This is a genomic window from Albidovulum sp. (assembly GCF_049646345.1).
GTDB lineage: Bacteria > Pseudomonadota > Alphaproteobacteria > Rhodobacterales > Rhodobacteraceae > Albidovulum.
Window position 1 is genome coordinate 1 of sequence record NZ_JBARVQ010000774.1, and the last position, 10,659, is coordinate 10,659.

13 protein-coding genes are annotated in these 10,659 nt (G+C 62.7%); 6 read left to right on the forward strand and 7 right to left on the reverse strand.

All coding sequences use genetic code 11. The annotated features are described in order from the left end of the window. Window positions 1-156 precede the first annotated feature (156 nt). The 4 genes from WBB85_RS20335 (at window position 157) to WBB85_RS20350 (ending at window position 4,477) form a co-directional block, all read left to right on the forward strand. Window positions 157-2,901: a helicase-related protein gene (locus WBB85_RS20335; RefSeq protein WP_432640407.1), complete on the forward strand. Its 2,745-nt coding sequence runs from the start codon at window positions 157-159 to the stop codon at window positions 2,899-2,901. Window positions 2,902-2,908: 7 nt separating this feature from the next. After that, window positions 2,909-3,211 carry an RNA-binding S4 domain-containing protein gene (locus WBB85_RS20340; protein WP_432640408.1) on the forward strand — a complete coding sequence of 101 codons (303 nt, stop codon included), beginning with the start codon at window positions 2,909-2,911 and terminating at the stop codon, window positions 3,209-3,211. A 113-nt stretch (window positions 3,212-3,324) separates the two neighbouring features. Further along, complete coding sequence (fdxA, locus tag WBB85_RS20345) at window positions 3,325-3,663, forward strand: ferredoxin FdxA (RefSeq protein WP_432640409.1); 339 nt, start codon at window positions 3,325-3,327, stop codon at window positions 3,661-3,663. Between the two features lie 304 nt (window positions 3,664-3,967). Further along, window positions 3,968-4,477, forward strand: coding sequence for a CarD family transcriptional regulator (locus WBB85_RS20350; protein ID WP_432640410.1), 510 nt, complete (start codon window positions 3,968-3,970; stop codon window positions 4,475-4,477). A gap of 114 nt (window positions 4,478-4,591) precedes the next feature. Here the strand turns inward: WBB85_RS20350 and WBB85_RS20355 are convergent, their stop codons facing one another. Both WBB85_RS20355 and WBB85_RS20360 read right to left on the reverse strand, forming a co-directional pair. Beyond that, on the reverse strand, window positions 4,592-5,290 hold the full coding sequence (locus tag WBB85_RS20355; RefSeq protein WP_432640411.1) for an EI24 domain-containing protein: 699 nt from the start codon (window positions 5,288-5,290) through the stop codon (window positions 4,592-4,594). Further along, window positions 5,287-5,865, reverse strand: coding sequence for a nitroreductase family protein (locus WBB85_RS20360; protein ID WP_432640412.1), 579 nt, complete (start codon window positions 5,863-5,865; stop codon window positions 5,287-5,289). The genes WBB85_RS20355 and WBB85_RS20360 overlap by 4 nt, the downstream gene beginning before the upstream one ends. Before the next feature lie 104 nt (window positions 5,866-5,969). Here WBB85_RS20360 and WBB85_RS20365 point away from each other — a divergent pair, with 104 nt between their 5' ends. Then, on the forward strand, window positions 5,970-6,221 hold the full coding sequence (locus WBB85_RS20365; protein WP_432640413.1) for a DUF167 domain-containing protein: 252 nt from the start codon (window positions 5,970-5,972) through the stop codon (window positions 6,219-6,221). 81 nt (window positions 6,222-6,302) lie between these two features. Here WBB85_RS20365 and WBB85_RS20370 read toward each other — a convergent pair whose 3' ends face one another. The 4 genes from WBB85_RS20370 to WBB85_RS20385 all read right to left on the reverse strand — a co-directional run bounded on the left by WBB85_RS20370 (window position 6,303) and on the right by WBB85_RS20385 (window position 8,467). Continuing rightward, the gene (locus tag WBB85_RS20370; protein ID WP_432640414.1) at window positions 6,303-6,614 is read right to left on the reverse strand and encodes a nitrile hydratase accessory protein; all 312 of its coding nucleotides are present in this window, start codon (window positions 6,612-6,614) and stop codon (window positions 6,303-6,305) included. Beyond that, window positions 6,611-7,282, reverse strand: coding sequence for a nitrile hydratase subunit beta (gene nthB, locus WBB85_RS20375; RefSeq protein WP_432640415.1), 672 nt, complete (start codon window positions 7,280-7,282; stop codon window positions 6,611-6,613). The genes WBB85_RS20370 and nthB overlap by 4 nt, the downstream gene beginning before the upstream one ends. Further along, window positions 7,279-7,893, reverse strand: a complete 615-nt coding sequence (gene nthA / locus WBB85_RS20380) for a nitrile hydratase subunit alpha (RefSeq protein WP_432640416.1) — start codon at window positions 7,891-7,893, stop codon at window positions 7,279-7,281. Before nthA ends, nthB begins: the two co-directional genes overlap by 4 nt. 349 nt (window positions 7,894-8,242) lie before the next feature. Next, the gene (locus tag WBB85_RS20385; protein WP_432640417.1) at window positions 8,243-8,467 is read right to left on the reverse strand and encodes a hypothetical protein; all 225 of its coding nucleotides are present in this window, start codon (window positions 8,465-8,467) and stop codon (window positions 8,243-8,245) included. 543 nt (window positions 8,468-9,010) lie between these two features. Here WBB85_RS20385 and WBB85_RS20390 point away from each other — a divergent pair. Next, window positions 9,011-9,523: a DUF2478 domain-containing protein gene (locus WBB85_RS20390; RefSeq protein WP_432640418.1), complete on the forward strand. Its 513-nt coding sequence runs from the start codon at window positions 9,011-9,013 to the stop codon at window positions 9,521-9,523. A 14-nt stretch (window positions 9,524-9,537) separates the two neighbouring features. Here the strand turns inward: WBB85_RS20390 and WBB85_RS20395 are convergent, their stop codons facing one another. Next, window positions 9,538-10,323 carry a methyltransferase domain-containing protein gene (locus WBB85_RS20395; RefSeq protein ID WP_432640419.1) on the reverse strand — a complete coding sequence of 262 codons (786 nt, stop codon included), beginning with the start codon at window positions 10,321-10,323 and terminating at the stop codon, window positions 9,538-9,540. Window positions 10,324-10,659: the final 336 nt, after the last annotated feature.

Genomic DNA, 10,659 nt, shown 5'->3' on the forward strand with positions numbered 1-10,659 from the left:
GGCTTGGCCAGATATTCGAGGCGCTGGAACGGGAGGACAAGGCCATTGCGGCCTATCGCGCGGCCCTTGCTATACATCCCCATCAAGAGGGGATAAAGCAGGCCCTCGAACGGCTGGAGAAAAAGACCACCGGCACCGAACTTTAGGAGTGGTCCCATGGCGGCGGAGACGAGGATCACGGCGGTCCTCGGGCCGACCAACACAGGCAAGACACATTACGCGATAGACCGGATGCTGGCGCATCGCACCGGCGTCATCGGCCTGCCTTTGCGCCTGCTTGCGCGCGAGGTTTACGATCGCATCGTCGCGGCACGCGGTCCGTCGGTCGTGGCTTTGGTCACGGGCGAAGAACGTATAGTCGGTGCCCGGGCCAAATATTGGGTCTGCACGGTCGAGGCGATGCCCACCGATATCGGTTGCGATTTCCTGGCCATTGACGAGGTCCAGCTTTGTGCCGATCCCGAGCGTGGACATGTCTTCACCGACCGGCTTTTGCATGCGCGGGGGCTCAGCGAAACGCTCTTTCTTGGCTCGGACACGATGCGCGGCACCATCGCTGCCTTGGTGCCCAAGGTGCAATTCATGAAGCACGAGCGGTTTTCGACACTGAGCTATGCGGGTTCAAAAAAACTGAGCCGGATGCCCGCGCGGTCGGCCATCGTCGGATTCTCGGTTGAAAACGTCTATGCCATCGCCGAACTGATCCGCCGTCAGAAGGGCGGGGCGGCTGTGGTGATGGGCGCGCTCAGCCCCCGCACGCGCAACGCGCAGGTCGAGATGTATCAGAACGGCGATGTCGATTACCTCGTCGCCACCGATGCCATCGGCATGGGGCTCAACCTCGATATCAATCATGTCGCCTTTTCCGCCACGGCGAAGTTCGATGGTTGGCGGATGCGCGATCTGTTCCCGCATGAACTGGCGCAGATCGCGGGCCGCGCCGGGCGGCATACGGCACCGGGGACCTTCGGGGTGACAGGCGAGGCCAGACCATTGGCCGAAGAGGTGATAGACGCCATCGAAAATCATCGCTTCCGACCGATCGAGCGAATCAACTGGAGGGCGAGTAATCTCGAATTTGGCGGGGTGGATCGGCTGATCGCCTCACTTGAGGTCACACCAATTGAGGAGCGGCTGACGCGTGGGCGTGAGGCTGACGATCTGAAGGCGTTGAAGGCATTGGCGGACCTGCCGCATATTCGCGACCGGCTGCGCCATCCGCGCGATCTGCGGCTGCTCTGGGATGTGTGCAGAATCCCCGATTTTCAGGGGATTTCAGCCCATGAACACGCAAATCTGCTGCAGCGGATCTTCGGTTTTCTTCAGGACGGTCATGTGCCGGATGACTGGCTTCAGGCGCAAATCCGCCGGATCGACAAGACCCAGGGCGATATCGATACATTGTCGAAAAGGTTGGCCTATATCCGCACTTGGACTTACGTTGCGCAGCGTTCCGGCTGGGTTCAGGACGAAAGTCATTGGCGCGGGGAAACGCGCGCTGTAGAAGACCGTCTGTCGGACGCGCTGCACAGCGCACTGACGCAGAGATTTGTGGACCGGCGGACATCTGTCTTGCTTCGCCGGCTCAAGCAGAAGGAGAGCCTTGTGGCCGAGGTGAACGACAAGGGCGAAGTGACGGTGGAAGGCGAATTCGTCGGCCGTCTGGAAGGCTTCCGCTTCCATCAGGACGGAACCGCCTCGCCCGATCAGGCAAAGACGCTGAAACAGGCGGCTTATGAGGCATTGAAGCCGGAATTCCATCTGCGCGCGGACCGGTTCTACAACGCCCCCGATACCGAGCTGGATTTCACCGAGCAGGGGGGCCTCATGTGGGGCAACTCGGCCGTCGGAAAGCTGGTGAAGGGCGCCGATGCGATGAAGCCGCAGGTCGAGGCCTTCGTTGATGAAGAGGCCGGGTTCGATGTTGGCGAAAAGGTCCGCCGCCGTTTGCAGCATTTCATCGACCGCAAGGTCGCCACGCTCTTTGAGCCGCTTTTGAACCTGCAGCGCGATGAGACGCTGACGGGCCTTGCCCGCGGCTTCGCCTTCCGTCTGGTCGAGGCTCTCGGCGTGCTGCCGCGCGAGGGTGTCGCCGATGAGGTCAAGGCGCTCGATCAGGACATGCGCGGATCGCTGCGCAAGCATGGCGTGCGCTTTGGGCAATACACGATCTTCCAGCCGCTTCTGCTGAAACCCGCGCCGACGCGGCTGCGACTGGTGCTCTGGTCGCTCCATGAGGGGCTCGACGAGTTCCCCGAAAGCCCGCCGCCGGGTCTTGTGACCGTGCCGAACATTCCTGACGTGCCGAAGGGCTATTATTCGCTGTCGGGCTATCACCCGGCCGGATCGCGGGCGATTCGCATCGACATGCTGGAACGGCTTGCGGACATCCTGCGCAATATGGACAGCCGCGCGGGGTTTGAGGCCAATCCGGATATGCTTTCGATCACCGGCATGACGCTGGAACAGTTCGCCGACCTGATGGCGGGCCTTGGCTATAAGGGCGAGCAGGGCGAGCGTGAGAAGGTGCGCTCGGAACCCGTCGCCAAACCGGTTGAAGAAGGCGCCAGCGCCAATCCGATCACCGAAGAGGAAGCCGCCCTGCAGACCGTGACCGAGATGGAGGTCTTCTACACCTTCACCTGGGCCCCAAAACCGCGTGCCCCCCGTGGCGACCGTGCGCCACGCGGCGAGCGTCGCGATGGCAAGCCCGGCGGCGACCGACGCGATGGCAAGCCGCGGGGCGACCGGCCCAAGGGCGCCAAGGGCAAACCAGGCGGCAAGGGCAAGCGCGATGATCAGGGCGGGCGAAATTTTGAATCCCGGCCCCCGAAGAGGGATCGGATCGATCCCGACAATCCCTTTGCCGCGGCGCTGATGGGGCTGAAGGACAAGATCTGAGGCAGGCTTGGCCGAGGACCGCATCCGTATCGACAAATGGCTCTGGCAGGCGCGGTTCTTCAAGACCCGCAGCCTCGCCGCCGGGGTGGTGACGGCGGGGCATCTGCGGGTGAACGGCGACAAGACCGCCAAGCCGGGCCGGGCGGTGGGGCCGGGCGATGTTCTGACCTTCCGGCAGGCGCGGGACATTCGCGTGGTCCGTATCCTTGAATGCGGCACCCGCCGTGGTCCCGCTGCTGAAGCACGGCTGCTCTATGATGACCTCGCGCCTGGTGACAGCGTACCGTCCCGGGCCGATGGGCAGGAATGATCTTCCCCGACGCAGCTGAAGGCGGATGCCGATCGTCTTTCCGTCCGGCCCCGTCTTGAATGATTGCCGCCTTGGGGCTAGGTAGCGGCAGAACCTAACGTCCGGACGCGCCCATGACCTATGTCGTCACCGACAATTGCATCGCCTGCAAATACACCGACTGTGTCGAAGTCTGCCCGGTGGACTGCTTCTATGAAGGCGAGAACATGCTGGTCATCCATCCGGATGAATGCATCGATTGCGGCGTCTGCGAACCGGAATGCCCGGCTGACGCGATCCGCCCTGATACCGAGCCGGATCTTGAGAAATGGGTCGAGTTCAACCGGCAGTATTCCGAGAAGTGGCCGGTCATCACCCAGCGCAAGGATCCTCTGCCCGAAGCCGAGGACCGCGATGGTGAGACGGGTAAGCTGGACAAGTATTTCTCCGAATCGCCCGGCGAGGGCGACTGATTCGCAAGTGCCCGACCGAATCGCTTTCGGCTGGTCCGCAACGGGAAATTCGTAACACGCAAGCGTGTTATGAGCCCAATGCATGACGCATTTGATCAAGGCGCCCCTGGGCGACCCTTTCAGATATGCGCATTTTCTGCTATATTATCGTTACAACTGGATGAGGATATCAGGCCGTCGTCGCTGCGATCACTCGGCAGCGGAGGGGAACCTAGGTGAAAAAACCGACATTGACCGGAGCCGTTGAGACGCCGGCAATGGAGGTTTCGCTGTGAGGGCCGGTATCGTGTGAGGAAAGGCTCATATGACCAAGTCGAAGAAAACCGATTTCCGCCCGAACGATTTCGTCGTCTATCCCGCCCATGGCGTTGGAAAGATCATGGCGGTCGAGGAGCAGGAAATCGCCGGGCTGAAGCTCGAGCTTTTCGTCATCTCGTTCGAGAAGGACAAGATGACCCTGCGTGTTCCCACGCATAAGGCGACCGAGATTGGCATGCGGCAATTGTCGTCGCCGGATCTGATCACCAAGGCGCTGGAAACACTGAAGGGCAAGGCCAAGGTCAAGCGCGCGATGTGGTCGCGCCGGGCGCAGGAATATGAACAGAAGATCAATTCCGGCGATCTGATGGCGATTGCAGAAGTGGTGCGCGATCTGCACCGCACCGACGATCAGCGTGAACAATCCTATTCCGAGCGTCAGCTTTATGAAGCGGCACTCGAACGGCTGACCCGCGAAGTCGCCGCCGTTTCGGGCGTTGACGAGGCGGGTGCGCAAAAGAAGGTGGACGACGTCCTCCTGTCGCGCGCGGCGTGATCGCTCATCACATGTGACCGGATGGCGCGGGGTTTCCCCGCGCTTTTCTTTTGCGTCGGGCAAACAAATTTTCCAGAAAATTTGTCGATTTTTCGAAGAAAAATCGTATCCGGTTCAGCGTCTGCTTGCCTCCGCCAGCCGATGGAAGAGATGGGTGAAGGTCGCCACGCCAAGCACCGGGATCACGAGGTTGATCAGCGGAAGCGACAAGGGTGCCGCCATCAGCATACCCGCGATCCAGACCTGTCCGGAATGCCGCTTGCGCAGATCGCGCGCGCCCTGTCGCCCAAGCCGACGCATCGCCACCATCTGGAAATACTCCCGTCCCAGAAGATAGCCGTTGACTGCCCAGAACATCAAAGGCGCGAAGGGGCCGACAAAGGCATAGAGCAACAGCGCCACGATGTTCACTGCAACGAGGACGCCGAAGAAATTCACGCTGTCGATCAGCGCATCCATGAAGGGCAGACGCTGTGCACGGCCGAGTGCGGGATAGTGCCGGTCCTCCACCGCTTCGGCGACTTCGTCGAGAAACAGCCCGGTGAAGGCCGAGGCGACCGGCACCATCAGAAACACCGACAGGCCGATCATCAGGAAAAACGACCCCCAGCCGATCAGGCTGTCGACCCAGGCAACTTCACCCAGCCAGGGTAGGGTCAGCGTATCGGGGGTCAGCCATTCGAGCAGCTGCACAAACAGCACGTAGACGCCGAAAAGCAGAGCCAGCGACAGAAGAATGCCAAACCCGACGACCTTGAGGAAGCGGCGGTCACCCAACTGGCCGAGCGCCTTGAAGAAATCGCCAAAGATCATGTGCTTACCCAAGTCGTAATGGCCGCTATGTCCGGGCGCGGACGCTCGGGTGGCGCCGTGTTCTCGGTGCCGATATGGATGAGGCCCGCGACCCACTCACCCTCCTCCAGCTCCAGCCCCTCACGGCAGAAATCCGGATCGTGGACATGCCAGCCGGTCAGCCAGGAGGCCCCCCAGCCAGAAGCAAGAGCGGCATTGACAAGGGTCAGGCAAACCGCCCCGGCCGAAAGCACCTGTTCGATATGCGGCACTTTCTCGGTCGGACGTGGAACAAATATGACCGCAACCGCAAGATCGGCATCGGCGAATTGCATCACGCCCTTGGCGATACGGTCGGGGTCGAGCCCGATCTGAGCCCCGCGTGTTTCGGCGAGCGCGGCGAGCCGGGTCAGGGTCGGCTTTTCAAGCACGATGAACCGCCAGGGTTCCAGTTTTCCATGATCGGGCACCCTTGCGGCGGCGGTGAGGATCGGGATCAGCTCTTCGCGCATCGGCACCGGCGGTCGCAGGATCTTGGCGGGCCGCGACCGGCGGGTCAGGAAGAACTCCATCGCGGCGGGATTGGGGACGGGCATTCGGGCCTCCGTGTTTTGCGGCGGCACACTTGGCCAGAGCGGCGCCGGGGTCAAGCCGGTTCCGCATCACTGGTGCGGTGCCCGCAGACATCATAGGAAAGGGCATGAGCGATCTCAGCCACCTTGCCCGGCCCGGTGCCGAGATACCTGTCCGGGTTACGCCGAAAGCCTCGCGCAATGCCATCGCGGCCGAGGGTGACGCGATCCGGGTCTATGTCACTACCGTTCCTGAGGGCGGCAAGGCCAACGCGGCGGTGGTAAAACTACTGGCCGAAGCGCTCGGCGTGCCGAAAACGCGTCTGAAGTTGATCCGGGGCGCAACCGCCCGGGACAAGGTATTTCGCATCACCGAATAGGGCTCTGCGTGTCGATAGCAGTCAGCGCGGTTGCCGGTAGACGGCCTGCCAGAAGCCTTCTGCGCGCGGCACTGGACTGCGTCAGCCGGGCAGGCGCACAGGCTGGCCATGGGGGGTGGTCAGGTAGGCCTGTTCCCACGCCGTCCGCGTCGCCTCGGCATCCTCACGTGCGGCCAGGCCGTTGAGGTCCAGAAGCGCCTCAAGCGTTTCCAGCCAGGCTGCGTAATAGTCCGCGCTGCCATCAAGTGGACGGGCCGCTCCATGTGCCTTCAAGGTCGCACCGAACGCGTCGGCCCACTGGGTCCAAGTGAAATGGCCCGCTTCGCTCATCGCCACGGTCAAAGCGAAAAGCTGCGCCTGCCATGGTTCGTCGAACTGTTCAGGTCCTGTCATGCCGGGGCCAGATAGCTTTGCCAGAGGTCGAGCGTCACCTCGTCACCCTCACTCTCTGCGGTGCCCCAGAGATCGGCGGCGGCGAAGGCGATTGTGTAGAGCGGTTCGGGCTGCTCGCCCAGCCCGTGGGCATTGGCATCGGGCAGCACATGGGCGCCATGCGACAGGATCACGGTGCCGGTTCGCCCGGCCGCATAGTCGGGCAGACGGGTATGGCCGCCGGGCACGAAGGTATTGCCTGCGGGCAGGCGGGTGCGAACCCGATCGCCGGGGCTGAAACGCGGCGCAGCTCCGGCGCGGGAATAGGGTGTACCACGGGCGAGCGCGGGGCCGACCGCCTCGGCGCGGAAGAGTTTGGGGTGCGGCCCGGCCGCATCGGCGGTGCCCGCCACCAATTCCCCGGGTGTGACCAGCCCTTTTGCGACCAGAAGGTCGGCCAGTGCCGCAAGCCACTTCTCGTAATAGGAAAAACGGGCGTAATCCTTGGGGCTCAGGCTTTCGCGCGCATGGCGCGAGGTGTCGATCGACCAGGCGCCAAGCCCCCCGGCGGCGAGCGTCAGGGCCAGCGCCTTGCGGTGCCAGTCCGGGCCAATCGGGACGATACCCTGCGGTTCGGGGTCCACGGCGGGGTCGCCGTAACGCCCGCCCATGTTATGCACCCGGCTCATGCCGCGGCCCCGGGCAGGCCGGTCCCGATCATGGAATCGCGGGTGACGAGCGCGGCCAGCGTTGCCTCGTCCAGTCCCTCGGTCCCTTTGGGGCGCATCGGCACCACCAGATACCGGACCTCGGCGGTTGAATCCCAGACCCGCACCTTCTGGCCTTCGGGCAGGGTCACGCCGAATTCGGCCAGCACTTTCCTTGGTTCGCGCACCGCCCGCGCCCTGTAGGCATCGGATTTGTACCAGGCGGGCGGGATGCCGAGCAATGGCCACGGATAGCAGGAGCAGAGTGTGCAGACGACCATGTTATGCGTCTCGGCCGTATTCGCGACCGCGACGACATGTTCGCCCTGCCGCCCCGAAATGCCCAGTTCCGCAATCGCTGACGTTGCGTCCGACAAAAGCCGCGCACGGTAGTCGGGATCGCTCCAGGCGCGGGCGACGACCTGAGCGCCCAGATGCGGGCCCACTTTCCGTTCGTAGGTGTTGAGGATCTCCTCCATCGCCGCCGGATCGACCAGCCCCTTGCGGGTCAGGATCGTCTCAAGCGCCTTCACGCGCAGGGCAGGGTCGGAGGGCAGCAGCGAATGCGGGTGGTCGGAGTGATCATGGGGCATGGTGCGGAAGATGCGCCCATGGACCGGAACAGTCCAGCCCGGGCTGTGGCGACCCAGTCTGACTGTCCAGCAACGGGAATAATGTTGCCATCCGTCGATTCGGCTCTTCGCCCGGAAACAAGCCGAAGGTGCCTGGCGGGCGTCTGTCCGTCCCCGCGGGCTGACACCACTGAAACCGCGCATCGTATGAGCGATGAGGGGCGGTCCAGGCGCATAGCTTTCTGAACAAGAGTTGTTGCGCCACTTCATGGACAGGTCGCTCCTGACACAAGCGACGGGACGGATGCATTTCTCGTAGATTAAAAGGAGCGCCCGCATCGCAGACGCCCCTTTCTTCGCGTAAGTGGTATCAGTTCAGTAGTGCGCGGATTTCTGCGCCTCGATTGCTGTCTTCACCGGAAAGGATGTTTTCAATTGCGTTGACCTGAGCCGAGGTCAGATTGTCGAAATCGCCGTTCGGTACGATGCGCTCGGCTTCGGCGCGGGCGGGGCCGGTCAGGTCTGCATGGGTCGTCATCGCCATCGCGGAACCGGCGGAGAGGATCAGGGCGGCGGTCATCAGAATGCGTGTCATGGTCGTTCCTTTCATGTGTCTGGTCTTTGGTGCGTTTCGGCCGGTGCGGCCTTGTGACACCAACATGGGGCGGGACCGGGCCGGGGTGAAATCACAGTCCGATCGCGCAATCTCACGCGGATTTGGCCGCGCGTTTCCTTAAACCCGATCCAGCCTCACGGGGCTGCGAACCGATTTGCCAATCCTTTGACAAAGCGTGGGGTTTCCGCGTGATCCCTGACGCGGGAAACCGCACGTACACTCACAAACCTGTCGGCTAAAGGCACAAGTTGGCCAGAAAGGATCGGGTGCAGATCTTTTGTGCACTGATGCACAGGGGCGTTTCGGGCCGACAAAGCCAAAAGCACTGCCCGCCGGTGCCCTGATCCGGCAATGGTCGACCTGCGCCGATTCGTCGCTTGCGCGGATTCAGGCTTGAAAACCGGTGCTGGAGAGCCTGTTTAAAGGGGCGCCTTTGATCCAGAACAAGGCAGCACACACCAAAGCTTGCGAATTCGGTGCGGGTCGGTCATCGCGGCCGTCGATGGACAGGGAAGAAATGTAATGCGTCTTGCTTATGTGACCTCGGACGAAAAAGGCCTGACCGACCGGGTTCTGGGTGAAGCCGCCGGTCTTATCGTGCAATCTGGCCTGCATCCGGTCGGCGTTGTGCAGACCAATGTCGAACGTCCCCAGCGGTTCCACTGCGATATGGATCTTCACATCCTGCCGGGCGGGCCGGTGATCAATATCACCCAGGATCTCGGGGCCAATGCGCGGGGTTGCCGTCTTGATGCCGGGGCACTGGAAAACGCGGTTGCTGCGGTTTCGACCCGTCTTGCCGCGGGGGCGGACCTCTTGATCCTCAACAAGTTCGGCAAGCACGAAGCCGAGGGTCGCGGCTTCCGGCCTGTCATTGCCGAAGCGCTGGAGCGTGGTCTGCCGGTCATTCTTGGCGTCAACGCGCTGAACCTCGCGGCCTTTCACGACTTCGCCGGTGATCTGGGTGAGGTTCTGCCCGCCGATCCCACCCCTATTGTCGACTGGTGCCTGCGGCTGTGGGCCGAGGCGGCGTAACGCGGGCCCGCCGATCAGTCCGGTTTGCGCGCCTTCAGATGGGTCGGGCAATGTTCGCCCGTATCCAGAACCGGGATCATCCGGCCCCAGATGGCGATGTTCCTGTCGACGAAGTCGCGGCCCACGATCGTCGCCGCCGCATCGCCCACCGTTCCTTTCAGACGGTCCAGCTCGGCCCGCGCCGTGTCGCGGTACCATGCATTGCGGCTGGTGACTTCGACCGCCACAAACCCCGCCTTCTCCATCGCGTCGCGATAGCGTGTGGGTGAGGCCATGCCGAAATCGAGCCCCTCGGCGGCGATATAGGCGGCCATTCCGGGCGACGGATCGCTGTCATGGCCGATCAGCCAGTCCGAGGCGACAAAGAGGCCGCCGGGCCTCAGAACACGGAAAACGTCTTCCATCAAGGCATGCTTGTCGGGGATGTGGACGATGGAATCCTTGGAAAAGACGATGTCGAAGGTGCCGGGCGGGAAGGGCAAAGGCCCGGGCGCGACCTTGAGGCAACCGATCCGCTCCGACAGCCCGGCCTTGCCGATCAGAGCGCGCGCGCGGGTCAGGACCGTATCCTCGACATCGACGCCGCTGACATAGCCCGCGCCATGGGTCCGGGTCAGCGCGATGTCGATCCCGCCCGCGCCGCAACCGATATCGAGCACCGACTTGCCGGTGAACTCTGTGTCGCCCACCAGCCGCGCGACTTCGTCCGGACCGCCGGGCGACAGGAAGCCTTCGCCCCAGATCGCCTCCAGCATGCCGATCATCCGGTCGTGATAAAGTTCTTCACCTTCCGCTTCCATTCCGCCCTTTCTTCCGGTTCCCCGACAGGGAAGACCGGTCAAAACGTTCCTGTCCAGCACGATAAATCTACATCAGACTGATCGCATCCGCGAGCGGGACTGCGCCGCGCCGGACCGGGCCGGGTGGCCTGCTCGGGGTCGTTTTTCTCTGCAATGACGGTTTCCCGACCTGCCGGGTCGTTTTTTGCGGTTGCTGTGATAGTGTTTTACTAGAGCGTGTTGCGGTTTTCGAGATTCAGGATTCCCCCGATGCTTGATCTGTGATTCCCTGTCTGTATGGCAGATATGGGGGTCAGTGATGGGCAAACCACATCCTATGGCACTTCGTGAACGTGT

Bases quoted from the DNA above. Each gene is read 5' to 3' on its own strand.
- WBB85_RS20385 (WP_432640417.1), bottom strand. From the start codon at position 8,467: ATGACACGCATTCTGATGACCGCCGCCCTGATCCTCTCCGCCGGTTCC.
- WBB85_RS20350 (WP_432640410.1), top strand. From the start codon at position 3,968: ATGACCAAGTCGAAGAAAACCGATTTCCGCCCGAACGATTTCGTCGTC.
- WBB85_RS20395 (WP_432640419.1), bottom strand. From the start codon at position 10,323: ATGGAAGCGGAAGGTGAAGAACTTTATCACGACCGGATGATCGGCATG.
- WBB85_RS20365 (WP_432640413.1), top strand. From the start codon at position 5,970: ATGAGCGATCTCAGCCACCTTGCCCGGCCCGGTGCCGAGATACCTGTC.
- WBB85_RS20370 (WP_432640414.1), bottom strand. From the start codon at position 6,614: ATGACAGGACCTGAACAGTTCGACGAACCATGGCAGGCGCAGCTTTTC.
- nthA (WP_432640416.1), bottom strand. From the start codon at position 7,893: ATGCCCCATGATCACTCCGACCACCCGCATTCGCTGCTGCCCTCCGAC.
- nthB (WP_432640415.1), bottom strand. From the start codon at position 7,282: ATGAGCCGGGTGCATAACATGGGCGGGCGTTACGGCGACCCCGCCGTG.
- WBB85_RS20335 (WP_432640407.1), top strand. From the start codon at position 157: ATGGCGGCGGAGACGAGGATCACGGCGGTCCTCGGGCCGACCAACACA.
- WBB85_RS20390 (WP_432640418.1), top strand. From the start codon at position 9,011: ATGCGTCTTGCTTATGTGACCTCGGACGAAAAAGGCCTGACCGACCGG.
- WBB85_RS20355 (WP_432640411.1), bottom strand. From the start codon at position 5,290: ATGATCTTTGGCGATTTCTTCAAGGCGCTCGGCCAGTTGGGTGACCGC.
- WBB85_RS20360 (WP_432640412.1), bottom strand. From the start codon at position 5,865: ATGCCCGTCCCCAATCCCGCCGCGATGGAGTTCTTCCTGACCCGCCGG.
- fdxA (WP_432640409.1), top strand. From the start codon at position 3,325: ATGACCTATGTCGTCACCGACAATTGCATCGCCTGCAAATACACCGAC.